This window comes from Parvularcula sp. LCG005, from assembly GCF_032930845.1.
Lineage (GTDB): Bacteria > Pseudomonadota > Alphaproteobacteria > Caulobacterales > Parvularculaceae > Parvularcula.
The window spans coordinates 2,329,508-2,353,458 of sequence record NZ_CP136758.1; the positions used below are offsets into that span (position 1 = coordinate 2,329,508).

A 23,951-nucleotide genomic window follows, 5' to 3' on the forward strand; every position below is an offset into this window, starting at 1 on the left:
TCAACGTTGGCGAACAGTGTGAGCCATGTGGGCGTTCGGCTCAACCGCTATAAAAAAGGCCGCTGCGAACAGCGGCCTTTTCAAATCATGCGCGGCGATGAGCCGCTTTTGACTTAGAACTTGTAGCGCGCACCGATCAGGTAACGAGCGTCAAGCTCCTGTGCAAACCACAGGTTGCTTGGGTCACGGCCAAACGTCCGCACACCCTCTTCCGTGAGGTTAAGCCCTTCGAAGGAGACAATCAGATCCTCAGTGACGTTGTACGAAACGTTCAGGTCAAGCTGACCGAATGGTTCGTAGTACACTGGGTTCCGAGCGCCGCCGCCACGGTTTGTTTCAGACAGATATTCATCGCGCCAGTTGTACGAGAGACGGGCAGAAACGCCGTAGTTCTCGTAGATACCGGTGATGTTGTAGGTGTCCGAAAGACCGACCAGAGCAAACTGGTCAACCGAAGGATCAGCGCCGTTGTCGATTTCGACATCGCCGTTCACGCTGGTATAGCTACCGGCAAGACCGAAGCCTGTGTCACCGAAGAAGTGCTGTGCCGCAAGCTCGAAGCCGTACAGACGGGCATCGCGATTGTTGATCGGCTGGGTCACTTCGAACATGAACAATGGATCATCCGCATTCGGAGAAACATCGACATCGGCCAGAATCTGGTCAACGAAGGCCTGATCCAGCGAACCACCAGAGTAGTTGGCTTGGAAGTCGGCAGCAGCTGCCGCAACGTTACCGCCATTCTGGATGATCAACGCCGTCATTGTGAACAGGTTCACGTCCGTTGGGTCGATGCTGTTGTCCTGCAGATAGTCCAGAGCGTCGCCTGAACGTGAGCCTGCAGCACCCGAGCTTGGGTCACGCAGGTCGAACAGGTTGGACGTGAACTGGCCCGTCCCTTGGAAGTTGCGGACGCGCTTCTCATAGAAGCCGGCCGAAACATAGCTGGTTGGCGCATAGTACCATTCGAGAGAGACGTCGAAGTTGTCCGATTCGAGTGGCAGAAGGCCTGGGTTACCGCGTGTACCAGATGCGATGCCACCAAGTGCCGTTGGGCGAGGTGGTGTCAGCGCGCTATCGGTCACGAAGAGGCTGCCATAGCCAGGACGCGCGATGGATTTACCCCACGATACGCGGCCAACCAGGTTGTCCGTGATGTCGAGTTTGAAGTCCAAGGCAGGAAGAACGTTGGAGTACGATCCTTCACCCGTCACAGGCACCTGGTCGGAAGAAACAGCTGTCGTAAAGTCGTTGTCTGACTGCCAGATGATGGCGGTCGGTACAGCGACGAGAGCGGTCGATTCAACTTCCGTGTACTCGTAACGAATGCCGGCATTGAAGCTGGCTGGACGATCGAGGAACTCACCTTCCATGTGGAACTGAGCATAGGCACCGAAGATATCTTCAGCGACTTCGTTGAACGCGTTCGCTGTTGTGCTGACCGCGTTGCCTTGCTGGGCATAGGCCGTCGACAAAGCAGCATACAGTTCTTCAGCATCACCTTTAAACGCGATGTCCGCCATGCCTGGATCATAGTCGTCGTACAGACAGCTCAAGCAATAGGTCTCAACGAGGCCTGGAGCAAATTCAGCGACGTCGCCAGGGTTCGTGATACCCCAGTCACCCAGCTGCTGCTGTGTCTGAACGGATGTCTGCGTCATCGTCGATGTGCGATAGTCGACGCCCATCATGACGCTTGAGCCGCTGTCCATCTCCCACGTACCGTCAAGACGAATTTCGTCCAGATCGTGTTTCTGGGCGTTGGCCACCGTACGGGCAACCTGCGTACCAAGGTCACCAACATCAAGCACGCCGTTGCCGTTGCCGCGAAGGCTGTCGTTCAACGTATATGCCTGTTGTGGGAAGCCGCTTGTCCAGGACAGGGCGTGCGCAGCGATAACTGGAGCACCCATGGAGAACATGGTCGAGCTTGAGCCGTTACCATTGCCTGGCGTGGATTCGTTTGATGACGTGTGCGCATCAAGTTCCAGGGTCAGGTTCTCGTTGACTTCCCATTCAGCGTTGAAGCCGAGTGAGTTAAGCTCGTCATTGTTACCACGCTTCTGCTGTTCGAAGCCCATATCCTTAACGCCGGACAGGGATTCAGCGAGGAACACGGTCGTGTTGACATCGTCGCCGCCGTCAAACGTGACATAGCCGAATGGACGGTTGAACCAGTTGGTCTGGTCAGTCCGCGCTTCCTGCTGCTCGTTCTTGGCGTAGGTGTAATCAACGGTCGCCGTGAAGTTGTCGTATGGACGGAACTGGGCAACCAGCTGACCATTCAGACGCTCACGCTCGGATTCAGCAAGGTGAAGACGGCTGTCGTTCGGGAACGCAACCAGTTCACCATCAGCCGGACGGCCGGTAATCTGTGTGCCACCATTCACGCGACCCTGTGATGGATCGAGGAATTGCGATGCGCGCTCAATGTTCCAGGCGTTGGACGAACCAGCCACGGTCGCGCTGTCGCGAACCTGATAGCTACCGAACAGGCCGATACCGAATGTGCCCTCTGGGTTCACCCAGTTGACGATACCGGAAAGCTCCGGCGTGATATCGTCGCCATCGACGACACCCGTGTCGTGCATCAGCTTGGCGCCAACCGAACCTGTCCAGCCTTGAGCCGCGCTCAGAGGACGCGCCGTCTGGATGTTGATTGTCGCCCCAAGGCCGCCCGATGGGATTGTGGCGTTCGAGGTCTTGTAGACCTGAAGACCGCTCACGCCTTCCGAAGCGAGGTTCGAGAAGTCGAATGACCGGCTGCTGCCATTGGCAAAGTCAGCTGATTGGTCGCCGCCGACAGTGGCAACGTTAGCGGTCGGCATCGCACGGCCGTTCAGGGTGACGAGGTTGAAACCACCGCCAAAACCACGGACCGTCACTTCAGAGCCTTCACCGTTCACACGGTTGATGGCGACACCCGTGATCCGCTGCAGTGATTCTGCAAGGTTGGTATCAGGGAACTTGCCGATATCTTCCGCCGAGATCGCGTCAACAACGCCATCCGAGTCACGTTTGATATCCATGGCATCCTGCAGCGACGCACGGATACCGCTGACGGTGATAACATCACCGACCTCTTCCTGTGCAGCGGCGATACCGGCGGCAAAGGCGACTGATGTTGTGAGAGCCAGGACTGACGACGTGAGTCGCACTGCGCCCTTGCGCGTAGTCAAATTCATATTTCCTCCCGATAGCTCTTCAGAGCTAAAATGAACTGCGTCTTAAACGACACTTACTTAGTATATGCGGCAAGCCTGCTCTCGCGAGACGACAGAGCCTGCAGACAAGGCACAACCTCATATGCTGCCCTGATGTGCCACGTTGCCATGAAAATTGTCAATTCAGACCGCTCAACAGACTGAAGCTACTGACTTCTCGTGGGAAAAATGCCACATCAACGCTCTTTCCTGCCATTTGAGATAATCATTTTCGCATTAAGCTCCAAGAAAATAATGATACCGATTTCATCGTTATTGATCTATTTCACAATATGGGACGGAAATTCGACTGAAATGTTTGCGATAACACTTTCACCTGTCATGTTTGGCAATATTCGACGATCTGGCCGAATCGCGACCACAGAAAATCTGGACGCGCGCATGCAAGTCTGTCCGAGCTAGCATAGCCCCAGGCGACCGATGCGGCGCAGACGCCGGCCTTGCGCGCGGCAATGACATCCCGCTCCTCATCGCCGACATACAATATGCGATCCCGGGCCAGTCCCGATCGCTTTGAAATGGCTCCAATCGCCTTGGATTTGCCGAACAGTGAGGCGCCCGCCCGAATCTCAAAAAACAGCGGCACCAGTGCCGGCCCCAGTACAGTGCGCACCACTGGACCGGCGTTGGAAGTTGCGATTGCGAGCATGATCTCTTCGCGTGCCAATGTGTGCAACGTGTCGGCGGCGTCTTCGAACAGGAAGATCTGGTCAGCATCGCGGATCGCCAACTGGCGCATTCGCCTGGCGACAAGCGGCACCTTCCAGCGCGGTAGACCGAGCTCACGCAGAACATCCCGGGTCGACAGCGTGCGGAGGACGTCCGCCCTCTCGTGCGTCAGCGTGGAAAAGCCAAACTCTGCAGCAACATCGTTGAACACTGTTTCCAGCCACGGTGCGCTATTGGCCAACGTCCCGTCAAAATCAAAAATGACAAGATCGACTTCATTCTGCGAATTTCTGACCGGCACGTCCGTCAGTCGTGCCCCAGAGCATAGCGCATGCCGCCGGCGACATGGCGAAGGAAGGTCAGGTCTTCATAGGTCTCGGCGGTATGCCCCATTGCCGTGTAGAAGACGCGCCCACCGTCATATTCATGTGACCACGCAATCGGATTGGGATTGACGTCCGGCTGGCCGATGGAGCCCGGGTCCAGCGTCAGGATCAATCGCACCGTGGGATCATAGTCCTGGAAATAATACCATTCATCCGAACGACTGAACTGTTCGGGCAGCCCCTCGGCCGAAGGATGCGCAGGATCGACAACCCGCAATGTCCCCTCAGGCGCACCTGGCGGGTGCCGCTGAAAATAACCGCCGACCATGCGTCCATACCATGGCCAGTTGTAGTGTGAATCCGCAGCGCCATGAATGACAACGACGCCCTTCCCGGCCCGTACGAAATTCTGGAACGCGACGCGACGTTGCCCCACCCACCATTCGCCATCGACCGCCTTCCGGTCAGACGTGTTGTTCAGCAGGATGATCAGGTCGAACGGCGCCAGATCATCCTCGTTGAAGATGTTGGGGTCCTCGCTGGCCGTCACTTCATACCCGGCGCGGGTCGCCAGTTTGGTGAGCGCTGTCACGCCAGTCTCTACTGAGTCATGACGGAAACCCGTGGAATACGAGAAAATCAGAACGTTGGCCGATGAATTGCCACCATCGCCATCACCGCAGGCCGATACCCCCCACAGGATGATAAAAAGCGCCATTGTCTTTCGCGCGGTCGCCAACATCATCAGCCATCCCTTTTCAATCAGCCATCACGGCCCTGATCCTAAGGTATAGCTCTTAAGAGTTCAGCCCACCTGCCCAAGCCCTATCGCTTGGACTTGTCCTTCAGGCCGTCGGCAAACCGGATGGCCGCGGCCACAGCTTCATAGTGCTCGCGCTGAATCTCTTCACCCACGTCCACACTGGCGTAGAGAGACCGTGCCGTCGCCACGTCGCGATAGATCGGCACTTTGGCTTCCTCGGCCACTTCGCGAATGCGCGCCGCCATGTGATCCGTCCCCTTGGCAACGCATCGCGGTACCTCATTGTTGTCACGCGCCCACCGCAGGGCCACCGCGTAGTGCGTCGGGTTGACGACGATGACATCCGCTTTGGGCACGTCGAGCAATTGCCGGTTCTGCGCAATCTCACGTGCCTTGGCCTGACGCATGCTCCGCTGCTGCGGGTCACCGTCGATGTCCTTTGTCTCGTCGATCATCTCCTGGCGGGACATCCGCAGGTCTTTACGGTGGCGGTGCCAGCGAAGCGGCGTGTCGATCGCCGCTGCGACGGCCGCAAGGATGACGGCGACGAGCAGAACATAACGAAGGAGGACGCCAATCTCGCCGTAGATCAGTCCGGGCGGAGCGCCCACAGACGCCATCAGCGACGGCAACTGCACGCGCGCTATCACAAAGCCTGCAGCGATCAGCACAACGACCTTGATCACGGACTTCAAAAAATCGGTCAGTCCGGAGGGCCCGAACTTCTTCCCCGCATTCTTGATCGGATCCAGTTTCTTGATGTCTGGTTTCAGCTTGTTGGGCGCAAAGGTAATCGCGTTCTGGGCGATCAGCGAGATCACGACCAGGATGATTGGCAGCAGGAGCAGCCCGACAAACGCGAGCGCCAGAGGTGAGAACATGGTGGCGATCTTGCCGCCATTCATCATGAACCGCGACGAAGCCTCGGGATTGATCAGGAAGCCACTCAGTCGTTCGGCGGCTTCCTGGCTCAGCATGCCCGCAACTGCAATCACGCCGATCCACAAGCCGGTATAACGGGCCAGCGTAATCAGTTCGGGGGACTGCGGAACGTTCCCCTTCTTGCGTTCCTGCTTCAGCCGCTCCGGCGAGGCGTCATACGACTTGTCGGCGCCGGTATCATTGTCCGCCATGGCTTACCAGAACCCCGCAAAGCCTGTGTCGACCTGCGCGACCCACGCCATCATGATGGCGGCGAATGCAATGCCGAGGATCACCAGCCCCGCCAGAACGTTCGCAGGTACACCGACGAACGTGACCATCATTTGCGGCATCGCCTGGTTAATCAGGCCAAGAACGACGTTGTAGAGAAAGCTGACAAGGATGAACGGCAGGGAGAGTGAAATGGCCAGCGCGAACGACCCCGACACGCGCTCCTGCGCCCATCCGGCGAGCGCGCCAGTGTCTGGCAGCTCACCCAATGGGAACAGCTGATAACTCTCCATCAGCAGCCCGACGCTGTACGTGTGCAGATCAAGCGTCACAAAGAGGGCCGCCCCGGTCATCATCAGAAGAGTGGAAATGGTCGGGCTCGGTTCAGTCGTCGTGACGGCGCCAAAAATCTGCGACAGCGAGATGGACTGGGAAATAATCGTCCCGGCGATGGTCAGGGCAAAGATCAGCACCCGAAACCCAAACCCGAGGGCAAAGCCGATCATCGCCTCAAACCCGATCAGCACAAGTGGGTCATTGGTGGTCAGGATGGCCAGCTGCCCTGGCAAGACGCTCGGGATGAGCGCTGCGGAAACGGCCAGAACCAGACCAAGACGGACGCGGATCGGAATGGCCAATTCGCCGATACCCGGCAGAAAGGCGAACATCATCGACAGTCGCGTCAGAATGGCGACGGCGCCGATGACGAAGATTTCGACATCGGGCGGCAGAGATAGGCTGCCCAGCCCGATCATCAGGCGACCGCGAGCATGGCCGGCCGTGTGCCCGGCACAATTTCCTCAAAGGCAATGACAGGATTCTTGATGCCGCGACTGCGCAGGACGTCCCGGACAATCCGACGGCGACGGCCCGGTACCGCAACGGCGGCATAGGCACCGCTGATCGCGGCCTTGTTGAGCGCTTCCTGCAAATCGTCACCAAGTTCCTTGAGGTCCTTGGCATCCATCGGCGCGGGGGTCTTGCCGCCATCGACCTGTTCAAGCTTGCGCGAGAAGACCTCATCCCATTTCGGCGACATCTGGACGAGCGGCAACGTGCCATCGTCCGCCTTGTAATCGTCGATGAACAGGAAGGAGACCGACCGGCGCACAGCATCGACAAGATCATCAATTGTCGTGCAGCGGGCCTGATGCTCGGCGATGGCCTCAAGAATAAGCGGGATGTTGCGGACGCTGATCTTCTCGGCCAGCAGCCCCCGCATGACCCATTGCAGCGTGTCATGAGAGACCTTGTCGGGCACGAACTCGTCGATGATCCGCTTGTTGGCGGCGCCGCGCTGTTCGTCGGACAGGTCGGTGTAGATATCCAGCGCTTCGTTCAGCGCACGGCGCGTCATCAGGCGGTCGAAGCTGTTCTGAACCGTCTCCAGCAGGTGGGTCGCCAGCACCTCGACGGATTCGATAACAGTCACGCCGCGGTCGGCAAGAATTTCTGCATCCACCCGAGAGACCCAGCGCGCATCGGCGCCATAGACCGGCTCTTTGGTGTTGTCGCCGATGATGTCGCGATGCTCGTTCGGTTTGACGAGGGCCATGACCTTTTGCAGGGCCAGCTTGTCGCCACCAACCTTCGTGCCCTGAATACTGATCGTGTAGCGCCCTGCGCCCAACGGCGCGTCGGTAACGCGGACCGGCGGCATGACGAAGCCATAGCGCTGCACCACGAATTTGCGCAGTTTCTCGATCCGCCGTTCGAACGTCTCCTGACTGTTGGCCAGCAGGGACGACAGCGACTGGTCCAGCACGACGTGGATTTCGTCGAGGTCCAGGGAATCCCCCAGGGTCGGCTTTTTCTCGACATCCACGACCTTGGGCGGCGTGGCCGCAATGGCCGCGAGTTCCCGTTCTTTCCTGAAGGCAAGGAGGGCGGCATAACCTATCGCCCCCGCACCGATAAAGAACGGAAGGAACGGCATACCCGGCAGCACGGCGAAGATCGACAGCAGCACCGCCACGGCGAACAGCGCGCTGGATTTTCCGAGCAATTGCTTGACCAGCGCCACGTCGACCGAATCCTGCCCCTGCCCCTTAGACAGCAGAAGCGCCGTTGCGACGGAAATAATGACGGCTGGGATCTGGTTGACCAGACCGTCGCCGACGGTCAGGATCGAATAGTTCTGGACCGCTTCACCAAGGGAGATGTGGTGGACGCCAAGGCCGATCGCGATACCTGCCACCAGGTTCAGCATGGTGATGAGGAGGCCGGCGACGGCATCCCCCTTCACGAACTTGGAAACACCGTCGAGCGACCCGAGGAATGAGGCTTCTTCCTGCTGCAGTTCGCGGAGACGGCGGGCTTCTTCGTGCGTAATGGCACCGGCCGCGACGTCCGCATCAATGGCGAGCTGCTTGCCGGGCATGGCGTCCAGCGCAAAGCGCGCACCAACCTCGGCCATCCGGCCGGCACCCTTGGTGATGACCATGAAGTTGACGATGATCAGCACAGAGAAAATGATCAGGCCCATGAACAGGTTGCCGTTCATGATGAACATGGCAAACCCTTCGATCACCCCGCCTGCCGCATCAGTGCCAGTGTGCCCCTCTCCGATGATCAGCTTGGTCGATGAGATGTTCAGCGACAGCCGCAGCAGGAGTGAGATCAGCAGGATCGAGGGAAAGGACGAGAAGTCGAGCGGCTTCTGGATGAACAGCGTCATCGTGAAGACGAGAATGGCGAAAGCAAATGACGCGGTCAGGCCGATATCCAGCAGGATCGGCGGGATCGGCAGGATCATCATCACGATGATCAGCATCAAGCCGAAAGTGAGAAGCACCGTCGGCTGACGGAGAATGCCTAAAAAGTCGATGCCCCCGCCCGCTGTACCCGCCGCCGCCATGTCATTATCCGATCAGCGGAATGATCCGCGTGTCAAAAAGCCTCAAACACAGACCGACCATGAAGCTGGCTGAGATCGAGAATACGATCAGCATGGCCGCCACTTTAGGCACAAAGGTCAGTGTCAGTTCCTGCACTGAGGTCAGGGCCTGCAGCAGACCGATGACCAATCCGGCAATCAACGCTGTAATCAACAGCGGCGCCGCCATCATGGCCGCAGTCATCACTGCTTCGCGGCCAAGATCAATGATTTCTGCGTCTGACATGATCCGTCAGACCGGCATGCGGAGGATTTCCTGGTACGCCTCGATCACGCGGTCACGGATTGTCACCACCGTCTGCAGCGCCAGTTCGGCTTGAGCCATGGCTTCGACGACGGCCTGGGCACTGCCCTCACCTCTTGCCATGGCACTCACGGCGCCATCGGCCTTGTCGAATACGGACGCAAACTCCTCGACCGCTTTGGTCACGGCGTTGGTATCGGCCGGCGCCTGAATATCACCTGCAATGGCTTTTGCCATATTGGCAGATGACGCCTGGCCGTAGCCCTGCATGGCGCCGAGTGAAGAAAGATCAAGTGCCATTATGAGCTCCTAAGCAGGGAAACGAGGCCGGAATACATATCTCGCGCCTGACGGAAGGCTTCCAGATTGGCTTCGAAATGACGCTTGGCCTCACGGGCGTCCGTCATCTCAACCATCATGTCCACATTGCTCATCGCAACATAGCCATTTTCATCTGCGAGCGGATGGCCTGGGTCGAGGACCATACGGCCTTCGGAACGATCCAGCGTGATGCGCTCAATATCGACTGCGCGGTCACCGGCCTGTGACGTGAACGTCACCATCTTGCGATGATAGCCGGGCGTGTCGACGTTGGAGAGGTTCTCGTGAACCGTCTTGAGACGATAGCTTTGCGCCCCCATGCCGTCACCGGCGACTTTAAGCGCGGAGAAAATAGGATCTGTCATCAGCGACCTCTACCCAGTGCGATCTGATACATGGAAAGGGTCTGGCGCCACAGGCCGAGCGCCATATCGTGCTCACCCTTGGCTTCCGCCAGGTTGATGACCTGATCTTCCAGAGAAACGGAATTGCCGTTGATCTTCGTGGCTGCCGTGCGGTCTTCCTGAACGCGGGCATAGCCGCCGTTCCGAACCATCGTGGCAAAATCCTCGATGTCGCGGGCGCGATAGCCCGGGGTATCAGCCTGCGCGATGTTTTCTGCGACCACGGCCTGACGTTCGGCCGCATGAGTCGCCATCGCCTTGGCGATATTCAGGACAGTGCTGTCCGAACCAATCATCCGTTGCCTCCGTACCAGTGATGTTAATGGTACGGTTACAATAATGACCGGGAGTTGAATAAATAGTTAACGACGTCCCGCGATGGCACACTTTGCAGCGTATGTGTCGTCGGCAACACCCGTCTGAAGAAGTCGGTCTTCAACCGTGAATAGCGACTTCAACCCCATCAGAACCCCGTAGAACCGGGCTTCCTCTGCGCAGGCGAGACAGCGAGCCAGGAGAGATTCCTCCGGCGTGCCTTCGAAAATGCTGCACAATTGCGTTAACCGGTCGATCAGATCAGTCTGACCTTCCTCGACGCTCGTTTCAGTCGCGAGGATCATCTGCGCGACGTGGTAGGCACGGCGGACAGGTGTGGTCACTTCTTCGGGGTGCAATGCATCGCTGAGGCGCAACACAAACACACCGTCGTCGCAGATTCTGACCGAAGACCGGCGCGGGCCGTTCTGGATCAGATTGCCGCCAACAAGAAATTTCTCGCCTGGGCGAAGGGTCAGGGTCAGTCCACCACTCATCGTCACGCTGCCTCGGCTGCCTGGCGCAGCCCTGCTGCGACGGTCCGGTTCACTTCGATCAGCGGCGACACGTCTCCATTGCCGGCCATGACGGCCTGGGCGTGGCGGATCGAAAATTTCGCAAGTCCGATCATTCGGGCCTTGACTTCATCTGTACATTGATTGTCTTTAGACATGAGGTCAGTCGCAAAAGCGGTCCAGAGAGCCGTATTGCGCTGAAGAGCATTCATCAGTTGAGGGAAGAGTTTGTCCCGCTGCGCTGCAGCCGCCTCAAGATCAGAGGCGATCTTTGTCAGGATCTGATATTCGATCTGCCGTGGCTCAGCGGTCTGACGACGCACTTGCCCATATCCGGCTTCTGCCAATGATTTCATCTTTATGCCCCGAAAACTAGTGGAGTGGTGGGCGGCCACTGGGGCCACCCACCGTCTTTACGCTTACTGGAACAGGGCCAGGATTGACGTTGGTGCATTGTTGGCAATGCTGAGCGACTGGATACCCAGCTGCTGCTGAACCTGCAGGGCCTGCAGCTTGGCAGAGGCAGCCGTGATGTCGGCGTCGATCAGGGCAGAGTTGCCCAGTTCGAGCGAGTCGATCAGTGACATGACCCAGTCTGTTTGCAGCTCAACACGCTTCTGTGCCGAACCGAACGATGCAGCAGCATCGGTCGCAGCCGTGATCAGGTCTTCAATTGTCGACAGAGCAGAAGCCGCGTCGCCTGTGTTGATGACGCTCAGGTTACGGAGCGCATCGAGGCTACCACCGGCAGTACCGCCAGTAGATGTGGCTTCAGCAGAACGAACAACCGTGTCGATCGAGTTGGAGTTCGTACCCACTGCGATATCAGTCCGCAGCTCGTAGTTCGAACCGTTCAGAACGACGGTAGAGCCAGACAGACCGGCAAGACCGTCAACCAGTAGGCCGAGTTCACGAAGGATATCTTCAGCAGTATCGGTCGCAGTTGCCTGATAATCCACGGTCCCAACGCCGACGTTGAGCTCGTAATTGTCACCTTCAGTCACAACCGTTGAAGCCGTCAGTGTAGCAAGTGTAGACTGTGTAGTGCCGGCAGTAGTGTTGATAGCGCCTGTGTCAGCAAAGCCAGCGATTGTCACACCAGTACCAAGAACACCATCCACGATGGCGTTGTCGGCCGTCCCCACGCTGAGGTCAACGCCGGTAACAGTGATCGAACCCGTTGCAACAGAACCATCAGAAGCGCGGTTGAACGATGACAGATAGCTGACATTGTTCGTGTTGTTGATGATATTGACGCCGTTCACCTGAGCGGAGTCGACGATGTCCGTGATCTGCGAACGCAGAGCGGTAATGTCGGCCTGGATCTTGGTACGGTCGGCTTCGGTTTTGTCCTGTGCCTGAGTAACCTTGGCTTTGATTTCGACCAGAAGGTCGGTGATGCGTTCCGCAGCGTTACGACCAACGCCAACGGTTGCAGAAGCCAGGCCGAGAGATTCAGAAACAGTTTTGAACGACGCAAGGTCAGCGCCCATGGTTTTGGAAATCGACCACAGCGCGGAATTGTCCTTGGCTGTGTTGATGACTTTACCGGTCGAGATCTGGTCGTTCAGTGTGTTGAGCGATTTGTTGATGCCCCGAAGAGTCTCGAGGGCAACCATTGCCGCTGGGTTGGTGTTGATGCTGGTCATGTTATGCTCCGTACTAGGTACAACAAGCCTATCATCCTGACAGGATCGGGGTCAGCCCGACGCAACATCTCTCAAGTTGCCTTCCTCGAAGTTATACCTACAGAAACGATAATTTGCGCTTAACGCTACATTCGGCTGCTGGAATTTTTCTCGTCAAACGCTATGCGAGTACCGTCAGGGTAGTAACCAACACTGTTTTCGCGGGTAACAAGGTTTTGCAGGCGATTCTTCAATCCGCCGACAGCGGCGGACATGATCATCAGAAGCCTTGCATTTTCATTAGCCCGTTTACGGATTATTTCCAGATCTTTCTGATTTGTGACCGGCTGGAGGGTCTGCACAGCCTTGCTGATCCGCTGACTCACGGATTCGAGCTGATCGAAGCGGCGCGCACGCAAGAGTGCGGCCTCTTCGTCGAGAAGAAGTAGGATGTCTTTAGGCTGGCTCATGCCCGGAAATCGAGACCGGGCTCCGCACGTTCAGCCCGCGCCGACAGGGCCTGGTAGAATTGCTCGGCAAGACCAAAGCCGCCCTGGTCGGCCATCTTTCCCGCAATCTGTTCGAGCAGGAAGGACGAGAACCCCTCGGCTGTCCCACCCTCTTTTGCCCCGAAGGCTTCGGCGATACCGCTGTGTTGCAGCATCTGCATGATGAACGCGGCTTCGAAATCGCGAGCCGACTGGCGCAAGGGATCGACCTGCACCGATGCTTTCGGTGCAATATCAACCGGTCCGACGGTGGCCGATATTTCCATGACGTGCTCCCGTATTCTTATGCCTTCCTAATTGGTTGCATCATGTAAATCATTAGTAAACCTATTCGAGAGAAATTCAGGGTTCAGATTCATGATAAATGGACAACCGACCCATGGCGTCATTCGTACCTTTTCTCTCGCCTGCCGATTCTGCCCGCCCTGCTGCGGCGCAGCCGACCTCCTCGTCGCAGGACCGGCGCGATCAGGACGCATGGAACGCGGCGATGGAGTCTGAACGGGCGCGGTCAAACGACAATGCGGTCCGCCAGAAGGATGCGCAGGCAGCCGAGCGTGCTGATCGCAGCCAGGCAGCTGACGACGCCGTGAAGACCACCAGCGACGCCTCGACCAAGTCAGCTGAGCCATCGGAGACGCGTTCAGCCACGACCGCTGAAGCACCGAAAGTCGATCGCGCGACCGGCGAAGCCGAGGACGCGGTGATCACGAAAATCGCCAATGGCGAAGCGGAAGCACCGGCGCCTGTCATTCGCACTGAACGGCCCGCTATCGCCGTGCTGCACGGAAACACAGGGACCCTGGGCCAGGAAACGGCGCAGACGGTCACACTTGCGCAACCGACAGCGGAGCAGGCACTGGCGCAACGTCCGGTCCTTGCCGAAGGCGCAGATGAAGCCGCAGCTATTGCAGCGACAAAGACCAAATCGGCTCAAGCCCCTCTGACTGCTGAAAACGCGCAGACCGCGCCGAAGATTTCTGCGGGCGAGACCGTTGCGCAGAACGCTGAAGTGTCAGCCAGGTCCGCCAGCGCCACGGCACAGAACTCCGCCCTACCAACAACGGCTGCCGCCGATGCTGCGAAGACTGCGCGTCCGACCACTGAAAAATCCGGCGAAGCGCGCCTGACACTGACAGATATGGCGGAAAAGCTCGCCGCTGGTGAGACCAAATCAGCGCCGGGTCAGGCGACGGGCGCTGCTGCCGCCAAACTTGCTGAGGCACAGGCCATTGCCCGCACCACCACACAGGTCCCCACAGGCGCAACTGTTCAGCAGACAACGACTGAAGATAGCGCGCCTCTGACGGCGTCGACCGCGGCAGAACCGAAAGTCGAAACAGCAACAAAGACGAGTGCTGAACTGGCGCCATCGCTGGCGCTGAAAGATCTTGCCGACGCCAAGGCGGCCGTCAAACACCTCGCTGGCCAGGCTGTGAACAAGCCGTCGGGCGATGCCTCCCCGATGGCCGAGTTGATGACATCGCGCGGCGCCGATCCAATGGGCGCCACACTGACGGCCCGCCCCCCAGCGGCGGTCCAGGCAGCGAGCGTCCCGATGATGGTCGAACCCCAGCGGCAGATTGCCGACGCCATTCGCGTCCGCAGCAATGACCAGTCAATCAGCCTGCGTCTTGATCCGCCGGATCTGGGCTCGGTCAAGATCGATCTCAATTTCGACAAGTCACGGCTTGTGACCGCCACGGTCTCTGCCGAGCAGCTCGACACACAGGGCCTTCTGCGCCGTAACCTTGACCAGCTTCAACGGGATCTCGCCGATGCCGGTTTTGAAGGCGTGCAGATCGACTTTACCAGCCACGACACCACAGGCGATTCCGGCTCGTCCAATGAGCGCCTTCTTGCCTTCCAGACGCCTGCTTACGAGCGCACTGTCGAGGCCCAGACCGTCCCCACCCGGCGGACACAAATCATCACCGCAGACCGCATTGACGCAAGATTTTAAGAGGTAGCCATGGCTGAAGTCGCTGGTATCAACGCAACGGCGGTCGCCGCCACAAAAAGTGCGACGGCAGCGAATTCGCTGACCGCGGATTTTGACGCCTTCCTCAATCTTCTGACCGCGCAGGTTCGCAACCAGGACCCGTTGTCACCGCTCGACTCAACACAGTTTGTCGAGCAGCTGGCGACGTTCTCCGGCCTTGAGCAGCAGGTGACGTCAAACAGTCACCTTGAAGAGATCACCGCGCTTCTGCGCGGGCAGTTCAGTTCAGAGGCCGGCATGGTGCTGGGCGAAACGGCGCTTAGCCCTGTGCTGACGATCGAGAACGCCTTTGATGCACTGGACGTTGTTGCACCCGGCGTGGAATCCGGTCGCCTCGTCGTGACCGATGCCGATGGCGAAGTCGTCTATCAGGGCATCCCAGCCAATTCCTGGTCCTGGGACGGTACAGACGGGACCGGCGCGCCCCTTCCCGCAGGCTCCTACAAACTCTCGATCCAGTCCGGCGAAGAGCTGTATCCCGCCTATGCCAGCGGCATTGTCCAGCAGGTGATTTCGACCACCTCAGGCGACCGCATTGCGTTTGCGCCAGGCGTGACAAGCGGCATTTTCGAAATTCAGTAAGCAGCCTTTCGGCTTCTCCATGCACAACAAGAAAGGGCTCCCAGGAAGGGAGCCCTTTTTCACGTTGGACAGATGTGCAGACGATCGGAAGAACCGGCGGGCCTTATTGATCCTGGCGCGCGAAGTCGACGATCAGCACATCGCCGCCCTTATCCTCAAGAAGCGCGTGCGAGGTTTCGTTCAGACGATTGCGGATCTCTGAATAGACTTCCGGTTCGGTGATGTCCCCGGCGAAATAGCCATCATGAGACAGCCCCATCAGCGTCATCATGAAGGTGTCGCGAAGACGAGGTTCACGTGCCCGCATGCGGTCGATTTCGGCGGCGTCGTTGATCTCGATCTGAAGAGAGATCATGACGAGTGATCCGACCTCGTCATTCCGCATGACGGGAACGATGAAATTGCGCTGAAAACCGAAATAGGCGACCGTGTCGCCCCCGCCTTCGCCGCCGCCATGACCGTCATCCCCCTCGCCGCTCACCTCAGCGACCGACCCTTTGGTAGCCGCCGCCTCAGGCGCCGCATCGCTGGATCCACCGCGCAGCGTCATGGCTGCGAAGCCGGCACCGCTAATGGCAATAAGGAGCACGAGGATGGGGAGAATTTTTTTCATGATCAGAACGGTATCAGAATGTCGAGCAGGCGTGAGCCTCTCCGTGGACGAGTAGACTGAGCAATCTGGCCCTGTCCGGTGTAAACGATATCCGCCGCCGCGACCTTGTCATGCGTAATGGTATTGTCACGGCTGATATCATCAGGCCGGACAACGCCGTTCAGACGCAGGTCCCGTGTTTCATTATTCACCCGAATACGCTGCGTACCGACGACCACAAGGTGACCGTTCGGCAGCTTTTCAACCACCTGGGCTGCGAGGCGAAGCGTAATCTTTTCCTGCCGGGCGATTGAGCCATTGCCGTTGGCGGCATTGCTGCGCGACAGTGCGACAGCAGGTGACAGTGTTGCCCCCTCTGGCAGCGTGCCGTCCGCATATTCAGGCAGGCCGAAAAGCGCGTTGACGGAGAAATCTTCCTGGTTCGAACGGCTGCGCTGCAGCGAGTTCTGCATTTCAGCCTCTTCGTCCACCGAGACGATGACGGTCAGAATATCCCCCACGTTCCGTGCACGGCGATTGCCGAACAGGGATTGCGGCTCCTGATTCCACAGCGATGCGGTATAGACCGGCACATAGGTCTGTTCAGACACAATGCGTTCAGGTGCAGGCGCGCTGACGGGCGTCATGCGCGAAGCGCAGGCGCAGAGCGGCAGTAGCGTGGTGATGAGAAGAATATTTTTCATAGATCAACCTCCACAAGACCGGGACCGACGATCCGGGCCGTGATGGTGCGGCGGCTTTCGAGGTTCATCACAAGGATTTCCTCACCGCGTGTTCCGGCGCCCAGCGAGCGCCCTTTGGTTTCGATGGCCAGTGGCCCCTTGCGCGCAACAATCCGTACCAGACCATTACGGTCGACCAGATCGGGCTCCTTGGTATCGGCCAGCGTGATTGTGCGTCCAGGATAGAGCGTGCGAACAGCTTGACGACCGGTCAGCTCGGCCACATCGGCCGGCGCGCCATTGATATAGGATGCGTCGATGATCGTGCCGGCCGGCACGCGCGCTTCTGCGGTGACGGGCCCCGCCAGAAGCGCGATGATCATTGCGCCGATCAACGGATTCTCGTGGCAGCGGCGTACATTTCGTCAGCCGCTGAAAGAACTTTTGAATTCAGCTCGTAGCCGCGCTGGGCTTCGATCAGATCAGCGATTTCGCTGACCACGTCGACACCGGACTCTTCGAGATAACCCTGCTCCAGAAGACCAAGGCCCTCATTGCCCGGTTGACCGGTCAGCGGCTCACCCGACGCGGTGGTCTGGCGATAAAGGTTGTTGCCAAGTGCTTCGAGGCCACGCTCGTTCACAAAGGAGACGAGGTTGATATTGCCGATGGACTGTCCGTCTACAGCATCATCGAAATAGGCGTACACTTCACCATCCGGGCTGATCGAAACCTTCCGAGCGTCCTGCGGCACGGTCAGGCCGTCAGCCAGCGGAAACCCTGTCGACGTCACGACCTGGCCATCGGGATCAACTTCGAATTTACCGTCGCGCGTGTAGGCAGGCTCACCATTTGGCAGGGTGATTTCAAAGAAGCCTCGGCCCTGAACAGCAAGATCGAGATCGTTTCCGGTCTGGCGGAGCGCGCCCTGACCGATATCCATCGTCACGGCTGAGGTCTGAACGCCAAGGCCGATCTGGATGCCGGTTGGCACGACGGTCCCATTGGTCGAAGAGATTGCACCCGGATTGACTTCGGTGCGGTAGATCAGATCGGCAAAAACAGCCTTGCGCGGGGCATAGGCTGTGGTGCTCATGTTCGAGATGTTGTTCGCGATGACGTCAACGCGCGTTTGCTGCGCCGCCATCCCGGTTGCCGCTGTGCGTAATGCGTCCATTGCCCTTGCCCTTATTAACCTTGTTGCCTGATGGCATTGATCAGCGATGACAGCCGATCATGTTCCTGCTCGGCCATGGTCTGGCCGGCTTCGTACAGGCGCTGTGCCGAAATCAGTTTCGCGAACTCAAGAACTGGCGAAACGTTAGACTGCTCGACAAAGCCCTGCAGGATTGTCGCATCGCCCTTCAGCCGATCACCATCCAGTGCCACCCACTGATTGGCGCCGGCGCGCTCCATCTCTCCGATCGGCTCGAACACACCGACATTGCCGAAGATTTCCCCATCAACGCTCAGGGTACCGTCGCGAGCGACAGCGATGCTGACAGCATCAGGCGGAATCTGAATCGCAGAACCGCCCTCGTCCTGCAGCGTATTGCCCATGGCGTCGGCGATCATTCCGTTGGGATCGAGCTGAAACACGCCTGCGCGCGTCAGTCGATCACCGCCCGGTGTCGTCACCTTGAAAAAGCCGTCGCCTTCGATACCGAAATCGAACGTGTTGCCCGTTTTCTCGAAAGCGCCGCCCGAGAAATCCGTGCTGTGTCCCACCAGATGACCGATCGATGTCGATGGCTGGCGATTGGCGCTGGCCGATACATACTCGGCGAAAATTGGGCCCTCAGCCTTGAAACCCGGCGTTGATGCGTTCGCGATATTGTTCGCGATGATCTGCGCCGTTTCCAAAAGACCGCTCTGGCGCGGCAGCGACGTGATTGAATTATCGCCCATCATGCCGCGGTGCCTTTCAGAGCCTGTTCAAGCTCGTTGAACGAAGGCCGCATGACGGTTGGGACGTGACGGCGGCCGACTTCCACACAGATATTCGGTGAATGCTTGTGCAGGGTCGAAACCAGAACCTCGCGGATCAGTTCGTAAAAAGAGTGCTCTTCTTCGCGGACACCTTTGATACGCGCGGCGAAAGGTCCGAACACACCGTAAGCCAGGAAAACACCCAGGAACGTACCGACGAGCGCGCCGCCGATCATTTTACCCAGAACTTCCGGTGGCTTGTCGATCGAAGCCATTGTCTTGATCACGCCGAGAACGGCCGCAACGATACCCAGGGCGGGAAGCGCGTCGGCGATGGCTTCCACTGCGTGGGCGCCGTGCATCGCCTCTTCCTTCATGGCGTCGAGCTGTTTTTCGAGCAGCTCTTCGACCTGATGGACATCATCGAAGTTCATCATCATCGACCGAATGGTGTCGCAAAGAATGTCGACAGCCTTCTTGTCTTTCTGAATGCGCGGGTATTCTGCAAAGAGCTCGGAATTCTGTGGATCCTCGATATGTTTTTCAATATCGACAGGACTTTCCCTCAGTATCACGATCATTCGGTGCATGAGGCAAAGCAGGTCTTGGTAGTCCTGCTTCTTCCATTTTGGGCCGGCCACAGCCGCCATCATATCGGCACCGGCATGTTTGATCCGGCCGAAGTCATTTGCGACGAGGAAGGCCCCTAATGCTGCGCCACCGATCATCATCATCTCGTATGGAAGCGAGTGAAGAATAATACCGATCTTGCCGCCGGCGATTATATAACCGCCGAAGACCATACCCAGTGTCACTACTAATCCGAGTAAAGAAAGCATGGTTACTTCCTGTACGGTCGAGATGTATAATTCGTTAATCGCCCGCTTAACAATGCGATTTGTGTAGCGACAATATGTTTTCGCCAAGACGGCTCAACCGCATACAGCGCAAGGCGCGGCGACGAAAATTGTTGACTGGGTGTAAGGTTCGATTTATACAACCTTTGATTGATACGCTCATCAACGGAGAGAGAGGTTATTACCATGTCCGCACAGCGCGCCCCCATCGAACTGATCGAACTGGACCAGTCCCCTGCCGAAACCGCAGCGACACCACCGAAAGAGGTGGACCTGCGCGTGGGTCAGAACCTTCGGAACGCACGCAACCTCCGCGGGCTGACCCAGCGGCAACTGGGCGAAGCGGTGGATCTGACGCTGCAGCAGATTCAGAAATACGAAAATGGCTCGAACCGAATTACGGTGTCGCGGCTGCATCAGTTTTCCGAAATCCTGAATGTGCCCGTCGCGCAGTTCTTCTCTGGTCCTGCCACCAATGCCGGCGTGGATGACGACGAGACGGACGGGCTGAAATTCTCAGCTGACGATTTCGAAATGCTGACCCTGAGCCACAGGCTCAGCTCACGCATGAAACGTCGGTTGATTTGTCTGATTGAGGAAATGGCCGAACCGGCCTGATCCCGAACCGTCAGGCGGGATTATACTGGCCGTCGACTTTCAACAGCTCGCGCGTAATGGCCACGGCCATTGCGGGCGACATCATGGACATGATCGCTGCGCCGTCCTGCTCCGGCATCAGGCGAATGAACAGGGCCGCTTCGTCTGCCTTCAGTGAACTGAGCACTGTCGCGGCTTTATTCGGCGACATGCGCGCATACATCGTCGCAAGACGCTGATATTCCTGGCGATTCCGCTCTTTATACTGTTTCTGCTGCGCATCGAGCGATGCCCGCTCCTGGGCGAGGCGCTCGCTCTCCTGGCGCAGATCATAGCGCTGTGCGCGCAGAGTCATTTCCTCGTCCAGCACCGGCGTGGCTGTATCGCTCCGTACATCGACGATATCGATACCGTCTTCCGTGGGGGCCACGGCAGAAGCCGCAACGGCCGCCGCATCCGCAGTACGCACGGCCCCTTCCGACGGCGCGCCGAGCTTTGCCGCCCAGGCTTCCACACCGGGGATGGCAGACACGCCCTGCCCCGCTGCGACAAGCGCGAAAAGAGCAGCCATTGTAGGGAGGAAAGGACGTTTTTTCATGATCAGGCCTGTTTGGCGGGCCGCTCGTTAAAGGGATTGGCAGCACGTGGACGACGCGGTGTCGGTGCTGAGGCGGCAGCGGCCTCTGCCCCGCTCTTCGCTGCGATCTTGCGCGCAAGGGCGGCGATGCGAGGATCTGCACCCTGACCGTCTTCTGCTACCAGATTGGCTGCGCGCGCGACGGCTTTCGCCAGGGCCTGCTGCTTGGCTTTTGAGGCGGCGACCAGGTCGGCAACATTTTCGCCCGTCTTCTTTTCTGCGACCTTTGCCGCTGCGGCAGCAGGCTGTGGCTGCGCGGCCGGTTTGGGCAGGTCGATGACAGGCGCTTTGGGCGTCGGGGCCTTGGCGGCCGCAGGCTTGGCAATATCGGCAGCAGCAGCGGCGTCGGCAATGGACTTCGCAGCCGTGGCGGAAACAGCAGGCGCGGCAGCCTTTGCCGGCATTTTGGTCTGGGCCGCAGCCCGGTGGACTGGCCGGTCGATGGTTGGCACTGCCGTCTGAACAGCGGCGGCCGATGCGCGCGGCGCTGTCTTTACATCACGGCTCATGGTTTCGATACGGTCGGCCGTCCGCGTCAGGGCGATCAGCTGTTCGTTCATCAGGCTGGCCAACGAGCGCGCGTCCTTCATCAGCCCTTCAAATTCAGCAGATGCCTCAGCAATCTGGCTCCGGGTGGATTCAACCTTGGTGCGGTGATCCTTCCACGTCTCACGAGCCTGGCGGTCCATGGTTTCGAGCAGGATATCAACCTTGCTTTCCGCCGCATCGATATTGGCCATCATGCTGCGCAGTTCCGCAACCGACGAAGCCGTTTCCCGATTCAGCTTGGCAGCGTTCGTTTCCACTGCAGTGACCGACTTGGTCAGATTGACCAAGGCTTGGCCCATTCCGCTTCGCAGGTTCTGCAGGGCCCGCAGACGTCGACTGAGGTTCCAGCAATAAATTGCCGAACAGCCAGAAATTACGAGCAGCGAAAGGTCAAAAAGGTAATCCATGGCTCACTTCATCAGAAAGTCGGTAATCAGAATACCGAACACTTTATCTTCGCCCAGTGTCGCCTGGGCTTGCGCCAGAAGAGTCTCTTTCAGCTGAGGCATCGCCTCTGGATCACTGATCATCTTACTGTCAACGGTCCGCATACGCTCCAGAAACCGATCGCGAAGCCGCAGAAACTGTACGTCTGTCAGCCCTTGCGACTCTTCCGGGGTCGCCAGGGCAATTGTCATTCTAAGGTGCTTCGCGCCTGCGTCAGGCCCTAAAGTGACAGTTATCGGCTCCAGCGTCACATAATTCGCAGCACGGAGTGTCAATTCCTCAATATCTACTGGTTCGGGGGCGACCGCAAACTCGCAGGAGCCGACAGCGCTCTCGGCCGGTGCCGACGCCATCCAGACCATGCCAAACGTTGCCCCTGCCGCCACAACGGCCAGAGGCAGGATCGACATGATGCCACCGCTCTTAGCCGGTTGGGTTGGTGTCTCTTGCGATTTATCGTCAGCCATCGAATTGCCCCTGAAAGGATATGCGTTATTTCCTGACGCTACCCTGAAAAGGTTAAAGCCTCGTATTGGTAAAGGGTTTATTAATCGTTTCTTCTTATCCCGTTAATACATGTAAATGGGGCATGAAGGCGCGTGAATCAGACAAATCTCCTCGGAACATTCCAGGCACTCACCCTGCGTCAGCGCATCATCGCTGGCCTTTCAACCGTTGCAGTCATCGCCTGCGTTTGGGCCGCCGTCCTTATCGGTACCAAGGAAGGTGACGCCCTTCTGTTCGCTGGGCTCGACCCGCAGGTCGCAGGCGAAATCGCCACCGAGCTTGATGGCATGAGCGTCAATTATGACATTCGCGGTTCGGGCATTTACGTACCGACCAGCGAACGCGATCGGCTGCGGCTGGAAATGGCCCGCCTCGGCCTCCCTGCCGTTTCTGGTGATGGGTACGAACTGCTGGACAGTCTGAACGGCTTCTCGACCACTGCTGATATGTTCGACGCCGCCTATTGGCGCGCCAAGGAAGGCGAACTGACACGGACGATCATGGCCATGCCCGGCGTAAAATCGGCACGTGTTCATCTGGGTGTGACCCGTTCATCGGCCTTCCGTCGCCAGATGGATGACAAATCCGCCTCCGTCACCGTCGTCTCCCCCGGCGGGCTGACCAAGGAACAGGCACGCTCCATTCAGTATCTGACGGCGCTTGCCGTTGCCAATCTGTCTCCTGAGCATGTCGCGGTGATCGACAGTGCACGAGGCGTGATCACTGGCCCCGGCGGTACTGCGGACAATATGGGCAGCGATGTTGATGCCCGTACGGCCGAGCTTGAAAGCCGTCTGCAGCGCATGCTCGAAGCGCATGTCGGCTATGGCAATGCCCGCGTGACGGTCGCCATGGATATTGACCGTCAGCGTATGGCCCAAACCGAACGCCTGATTGATCCGGACACCCGTCAGATCGCCTCCCGCTCCCTGATGGAAGAGCGCGACGTCGAAGACGTGACCGGCGGACCTGTCACAGTCGCCAGCAACCTGCCCGACGGCGATGTGGAAGCTGAGGATGAAAACCCGATCAAGCGCACCAAACGCAACGAACAGGTTGTCTACACCGGTACCGAAATCGAACGCGTCACCGAACAGGCTGCTGGGTCGATCCGCCGTCTCTCTGTCGCGGTCCTGATCAATGAGCGGTTCACGACAAACGAAGAAGGCGAGCTCGTCCCCCAGCCCCGCTCGGCCGAAGAGCTTGAAACGCTTGAAGCGCTGATTGGCAGTGCCGCGGGCATCGACACGGAGCGCGGCGACTCCCTGACCCTTCGGACCCTGCCTTTCGACAGCCCCGCGGTCGACGAGATCGCAGCCCCGTCATTTGTCGATACATACGTCATGCCGAATGCCGTGGACTCGGCGAAGCTGGTCTTCCTTGGACTGATGGCCATTGTGCTCGGCCTGTTTGTGGTCAAGCCCGCCCTTACCCCCAAGGCCCCTCCTGTCACCGAAGCCGAGATCGCATCCGAACAGCGTCAGCTGCCCGAGGATGCCGCCAGCCTTCTGACCATGCTGACCCAGGAAAACCCCAAAGACGCGGCGGCGATCCTCGACGCCTGGTTTGAAGACGAAGAACAGGCCGCCTGATAACGCGGCCA

The 23,951-nt window shown here is 58.4% G+C and carries 28 protein-coding genes; 4 read left to right on the forward strand and 24 right to left on the reverse strand.

Annotated features, from left to right (window positions below; translation table 11 throughout):
- Positions 1–113 precede the first annotated feature (113 nt).
- From RUI03_RS10985 to RUI03_RS11055, 15 genes are all read right to left on the reverse strand, one after another.
- Positions 114–3,185 carry a TonB-dependent receptor gene (locus tag RUI03_RS10985; RefSeq protein WP_317287506.1) on the reverse strand — a complete coding sequence of 1,024 codons (3,072 nt, stop codon included), beginning with the start codon at positions 3,183–3,185 and terminating at the stop codon, positions 114–116.
- Between the two features lie 358 nt (positions 3,186–3,543).
- The gene (locus RUI03_RS10990) at positions 3,544–4,194 is read right to left on the reverse strand and encodes an HAD hydrolase-like protein (RefSeq protein WP_317287507.1); all 651 of its coding nucleotides are present in this window, start codon (positions 4,192–4,194) and stop codon (positions 3,544–3,546) included.
- A gap of 5 nt (positions 4,195–4,199) precedes the next feature.
- Entirely contained in the window at positions 4,200–4,964 is a 765-nt protein-coding gene (locus tag RUI03_RS10995) for a ThuA domain-containing protein (protein ID WP_317287508.1), read from the reverse strand.
- Positions 4,965–5,044: 80 nt separating this feature from the next.
- Complete coding sequence (locus RUI03_RS11000; protein ID WP_317287509.1) at positions 5,045–6,115, reverse strand: EscU/YscU/HrcU family type III secretion system export apparatus switch protein; 1,071 nt, start codon at positions 6,113–6,115, stop codon at positions 5,045–5,047.
- 3 nt (positions 6,116–6,118) lie between these two features.
- On the reverse strand, positions 6,119–6,889 hold the full coding sequence (locus RUI03_RS11005; RefSeq protein ID WP_317287510.1) for a flagellar biosynthetic protein FliR: 771 nt from the start codon (positions 6,887–6,889) through the stop codon (positions 6,119–6,121).
- Complete coding sequence (locus tag RUI03_RS11010) at positions 6,889–8,991, reverse strand: flagellar biosynthesis protein FlhA (protein WP_317287511.1); 2,103 nt, start codon at positions 8,989–8,991, stop codon at positions 6,889–6,891. Before RUI03_RS11010 ends, RUI03_RS11005 begins: the two co-directional genes overlap by 1 nt.
- A gap of 4 nt (positions 8,992–8,995) precedes the next feature.
- A complete protein-coding gene (locus tag RUI03_RS11015; RefSeq protein WP_317287512.1) occupies positions 8,996–9,256 on the reverse strand; it encodes a flagellar biosynthetic protein FliQ in 261 nt (86 codons plus the stop codon).
- A gap of 6 nt (positions 9,257–9,262) precedes the next feature.
- Positions 9,263–9,574 carry a flagellar hook-basal body complex protein FliE gene (locus tag RUI03_RS11020; protein WP_317287513.1) on the reverse strand — a complete coding sequence of 104 codons (312 nt, stop codon included), beginning with the start codon at positions 9,572–9,574 and terminating at the stop codon, positions 9,263–9,265.
- The gene (locus RUI03_RS11025) at positions 9,574–9,960 is read right to left on the reverse strand and encodes a flagellar basal body rod C-terminal domain-containing protein (RefSeq protein WP_317287514.1); all 387 of its coding nucleotides are present in this window, start codon (positions 9,958–9,960) and stop codon (positions 9,574–9,576) included. The genes RUI03_RS11020 and RUI03_RS11025 overlap by 1 nt, the downstream gene beginning before the upstream one ends.
- Positions 9,960–10,295, reverse strand: coding sequence for a hypothetical protein (locus RUI03_RS11030; RefSeq protein ID WP_317287515.1), 336 nt, complete (start codon positions 10,293–10,295; stop codon positions 9,960–9,962). The genes RUI03_RS11025 and RUI03_RS11030 overlap by 1 nt, the downstream gene beginning before the upstream one ends.
- A 66-nt stretch (positions 10,296–10,361) precedes the next feature.
- The gene (locus tag RUI03_RS11035) at positions 10,362–10,811 is read right to left on the reverse strand and encodes a flagellar biosynthesis repressor FlbT (RefSeq protein WP_317287516.1); all 450 of its coding nucleotides are present in this window, start codon (positions 10,809–10,811) and stop codon (positions 10,362–10,364) included.
- Between the two features lie 2 nt (positions 10,812–10,813).
- The gene (gene flaF, locus RUI03_RS11040; protein ID WP_317287517.1) at positions 10,814–11,185 is read right to left on the reverse strand and encodes a flagellar biosynthesis regulator FlaF; all 372 of its coding nucleotides are present in this window, start codon (positions 11,183–11,185) and stop codon (positions 10,814–10,816) included.
- A gap of 63 nt (positions 11,186–11,248) precedes the next feature.
- Positions 11,249–12,478 carry a flagellin gene (locus tag RUI03_RS11045; protein ID WP_317287518.1) on the reverse strand — a complete coding sequence of 410 codons (1,230 nt, stop codon included), beginning with the start codon at positions 12,476–12,478 and terminating at the stop codon, positions 11,249–11,251.
- Positions 12,479–12,603: 125 nt separating this feature from the next.
- Positions 12,604–12,927 (reverse strand): hypothetical protein, encoded by a 324-nt coding sequence (locus RUI03_RS11050; protein ID WP_317287519.1) that lies wholly within the window; start codon positions 12,925–12,927, stop codon positions 12,604–12,606.
- Positions 12,924–13,232 carry a hypothetical protein gene (locus RUI03_RS11055; RefSeq protein ID WP_317287520.1) on the reverse strand — a complete coding sequence of 103 codons (309 nt, stop codon included), beginning with the start codon at positions 13,230–13,232 and terminating at the stop codon, positions 12,924–12,926. The genes RUI03_RS11050 and RUI03_RS11055 overlap by 4 nt, the downstream gene beginning before the upstream one ends.
- 113 nt (positions 13,233–13,345) lie before the next feature.
- On the opposite strand from RUI03_RS11055, the gene RUI03_RS11060 reads away from it, so the two are divergent.
- A complete protein-coding gene (locus RUI03_RS11060; protein ID WP_317287521.1) occupies positions 13,346–14,929 on the forward strand; it encodes a flagellar hook-length control protein FliK in 1,584 nt (527 codons plus the stop codon).
- Positions 14,930–14,938: 9 nt separating this feature from the next.
- Entirely contained in the window at positions 14,939–15,550 is a 612-nt protein-coding gene (locus tag RUI03_RS11065) for a flagellar hook assembly protein FlgD (protein ID WP_317287522.1), read from the forward strand.
- Positions 15,551–15,653: 103 nt separating this feature from the next.
- Here RUI03_RS11065 and RUI03_RS11070 read toward each other — a convergent pair whose 3' ends face one another.
- The 6 genes from RUI03_RS11070 to motA are packed head-to-tail and all read right to left on the reverse strand — an operon-like array spanning position 15,654 to position 19,593.
- Positions 15,654–16,163, reverse strand: a complete 510-nt coding sequence (locus tag RUI03_RS11070; protein ID WP_317287523.1) for a flagellar basal body-associated FliL family protein — start codon at positions 16,161–16,163, stop codon at positions 15,654–15,656.
- 2 nt (positions 16,164–16,165) lie between these two features.
- The gene (locus tag RUI03_RS11075; RefSeq protein WP_317287524.1) at positions 16,166–16,846 is read right to left on the reverse strand and encodes a flagellar basal body L-ring protein FlgH; all 681 of its coding nucleotides are present in this window, start codon (positions 16,844–16,846) and stop codon (positions 16,166–16,168) included.
- Positions 16,843–17,220: a flagellar basal body P-ring formation chaperone FlgA gene (gene flgA / locus RUI03_RS11080; RefSeq protein ID WP_317287525.1), complete on the reverse strand. Its 378-nt coding sequence runs from the start codon at positions 17,218–17,220 to the stop codon at positions 16,843–16,845. Before flgA ends, RUI03_RS11075 begins: the two co-directional genes overlap by 4 nt.
- Positions 17,217–18,002, reverse strand: a complete 786-nt coding sequence (gene flgG / locus RUI03_RS11085) for a flagellar basal-body rod protein FlgG (protein ID WP_317287526.1) — start codon at positions 18,000–18,002, stop codon at positions 17,217–17,219. Before flgG ends, flgA begins: the two co-directional genes overlap by 4 nt.
- Positions 18,003–18,016: 14 nt before the next feature.
- Positions 18,017–18,736, reverse strand: a complete 720-nt coding sequence (locus tag RUI03_RS11090; protein ID WP_317287527.1) for a flagellar hook-basal body complex protein — start codon at positions 18,734–18,736, stop codon at positions 18,017–18,019.
- A complete protein-coding gene (gene motA, locus RUI03_RS11095) occupies positions 18,733–19,593 on the reverse strand; it encodes a flagellar motor stator protein MotA (RefSeq protein ID WP_410795943.1) in 861 nt (286 codons plus the stop codon). Before motA ends, RUI03_RS11090 begins: the two co-directional genes overlap by 4 nt.
- 204 nt (positions 19,594–19,797) lie before the next feature.
- Here motA and RUI03_RS11100 point away from each other — a divergent pair, with 204 nt between their 5' ends.
- A complete protein-coding gene (locus tag RUI03_RS11100) occupies positions 19,798–20,229 on the forward strand; it encodes a helix-turn-helix transcriptional regulator (protein WP_317287529.1) in 432 nt (143 codons plus the stop codon).
- Positions 20,230–20,239: 10 nt separating this feature from the next.
- On the opposite strand, the gene RUI03_RS11105 is transcribed toward RUI03_RS11100, so the two are convergent.
- From RUI03_RS11105 to fliL, 3 genes are read right to left on the reverse strand one after another with little or no spacing between them, the layout of a single operon-like run.
- Positions 20,240–20,806: a hypothetical protein gene (locus RUI03_RS11105; RefSeq protein ID WP_317287530.1), complete on the reverse strand. Its 567-nt coding sequence runs from the start codon at positions 20,804–20,806 to the stop codon at positions 20,240–20,242.
- A gap of 2 nt (positions 20,807–20,808) precedes the next feature.
- The gene (locus RUI03_RS11110) at positions 20,809–21,801 is read right to left on the reverse strand and encodes a hypothetical protein (RefSeq protein ID WP_317287531.1); all 993 of its coding nucleotides are present in this window, start codon (positions 21,799–21,801) and stop codon (positions 20,809–20,811) included.
- Positions 21,802–21,804: 3 nt separating this feature from the next.
- The gene (gene fliL, locus RUI03_RS11115) at positions 21,805–22,308 is read right to left on the reverse strand and encodes a flagellar basal body-associated FliL family protein (RefSeq protein WP_317287532.1); all 504 of its coding nucleotides are present in this window, start codon (positions 22,306–22,308) and stop codon (positions 21,805–21,807) included.
- Positions 22,309–22,440: 132 nt separating this feature from the next.
- On the opposite strand from fliL, the gene fliF reads away from it, so the two are divergent.
- The gene (gene fliF / locus RUI03_RS11120) at positions 22,441–23,940 is read left to right on the forward strand and encodes a flagellar basal-body MS-ring/collar protein FliF (protein ID WP_317287533.1); all 1,500 of its coding nucleotides are present in this window, start codon (positions 22,441–22,443) and stop codon (positions 23,938–23,940) included.
- The last annotated feature ends 11 nt before the right edge of the window (positions 23,941–23,951 follow it).

What these genes read in the sequence shown, in the direction of transcription:
- RUI03_RS10985 (WP_317287506.1), bottom strand. Translation starts at nt 3,185, where the DNA reads ATGAATTTGACTACGCGCAAGGGCGCAGTGCGACTCACGTCGTCAGTC.
- RUI03_RS10995 (WP_317287508.1), bottom strand. Translation starts at nt 4,964, where the DNA reads ATGATGTTGGCGACCGCGCGAAAGACAATGGCGCTTTTTATCATCCTG.
- RUI03_RS11000 (WP_317287509.1), bottom strand. Translation starts at nt 6,115, where the DNA reads ATGGCGGACAATGATACCGGCGCCGACAAGTCGTATGACGCCTCGCCG.
- RUI03_RS11005 (WP_317287510.1), bottom strand. Translation starts at nt 6,889, where the DNA reads ATGATCGGGCTGGGCAGCCTATCTCTGCCGCCCGATGTCGAAATCTTC.
- RUI03_RS11010 (WP_317287511.1), bottom strand. Translation starts at nt 8,991, where the DNA reads ATGGCGGCGGCGGGTACAGCGGGCGGGGGCATCGACTTTTTAGGCATT.
- RUI03_RS11015 (WP_317287512.1), bottom strand. Translation starts at nt 9,256, where the DNA reads ATGTCAGACGCAGAAATCATTGATCTTGGCCGCGAAGCAGTGATGACT.
- RUI03_RS11020 (WP_317287513.1), bottom strand. Translation starts at nt 9,574, where the DNA reads ATGGCACTTGATCTTTCTTCACTCGGCGCCATGCAGGGCTACGGCCAG.
- RUI03_RS11025 (WP_317287514.1), bottom strand. Translation starts at nt 9,960, where the DNA reads ATGACAGATCCTATTTTCTCCGCGCTTAAAGTCGCCGGTGACGGCATG.
- RUI03_RS11030 (WP_317287515.1), bottom strand. Translation starts at nt 10,295, where the DNA reads ATGATTGGTTCGGACAGCACTGTCCTGAATATCGCCAAGGCGATGGCG.
- RUI03_RS11035 (WP_317287516.1), bottom strand. Translation starts at nt 10,811, where the DNA reads ATGAGTGGTGGACTGACCCTGACCCTTCGCCCAGGCGAGAAATTTCTT.
- flaF (WP_317287517.1), bottom strand. Translation starts at nt 11,185, where the DNA reads ATGAAATCATTGGCAGAAGCCGGATATGGGCAAGTGCGTCGTCAGACC.
- RUI03_RS11045 (WP_317287518.1), bottom strand. Translation starts at nt 12,478, where the DNA reads ATGACCAGCATCAACACCAACCCAGCGGCAATGGTTGCCCTCGAGACT.
- RUI03_RS11050 (WP_317287519.1), bottom strand. Translation starts at nt 12,927, where the DNA reads ATGAGCCAGCCTAAAGACATCCTACTTCTTCTCGACGAAGAGGCCGCA.
- RUI03_RS11055 (WP_317287520.1), bottom strand. Translation starts at nt 13,232, where the DNA reads ATGGAAATATCGGCCACCGTCGGACCGGTTGATATTGCACCGAAAGCA.
- RUI03_RS11060 (WP_317287521.1), top strand. Translation starts at nt 13,346, where the DNA reads ATGGCGTCATTCGTACCTTTTCTCTCGCCTGCCGATTCTGCCCGCCCT.
- RUI03_RS11065 (WP_317287522.1), top strand. Translation starts at nt 14,939, where the DNA reads ATGGCTGAAGTCGCTGGTATCAACGCAACGGCGGTCGCCGCCACAAAA.
- RUI03_RS11070 (WP_317287523.1), bottom strand. Translation starts at nt 16,163, where the DNA reads ATGAAAAAAATTCTCCCCATCCTCGTGCTCCTTATTGCCATTAGCGGT.
- RUI03_RS11075 (WP_317287524.1), bottom strand. Translation starts at nt 16,846, where the DNA reads ATGAAAAATATTCTTCTCATCACCACGCTACTGCCGCTCTGCGCCTGC.
- flgG (WP_317287526.1), bottom strand. Translation starts at nt 18,002, where the DNA reads ATGGACGCATTACGCACAGCGGCAACCGGGATGGCGGCGCAGCAAACG.
- RUI03_RS11090 (WP_317287527.1), bottom strand. Translation starts at nt 18,736, where the DNA reads ATGATGGGCGATAATTCAATCACGTCGCTGCCGCGCCAGAGCGGTCTT.
- motA (WP_410795943.1), bottom strand. Translation starts at nt 19,593, where the DNA reads ATGCTTTCTTTACTCGGATTAGTAGTGACACTGGGTATGGTCTTCGGC.
- RUI03_RS11100 (WP_317287529.1), top strand. Translation starts at nt 19,798, where the DNA reads ATGTCCGCACAGCGCGCCCCCATCGAACTGATCGAACTGGACCAGTCC.
- RUI03_RS11105 (WP_317287530.1), bottom strand. Translation starts at nt 20,806, where the DNA reads ATGAAAAAACGTCCTTTCCTCCCTACAATGGCTGCTCTTTTCGCGCTT.
- RUI03_RS11110 (WP_317287531.1), bottom strand. Translation starts at nt 21,801, where the DNA reads ATGGATTACCTTTTTGACCTTTCGCTGCTCGTAATTTCTGGCTGTTCG.
- fliL (WP_317287532.1), bottom strand. Translation starts at nt 22,308, where the DNA reads ATGGCTGACGATAAATCGCAAGAGACACCAACCCAACCGGCTAAGAGC.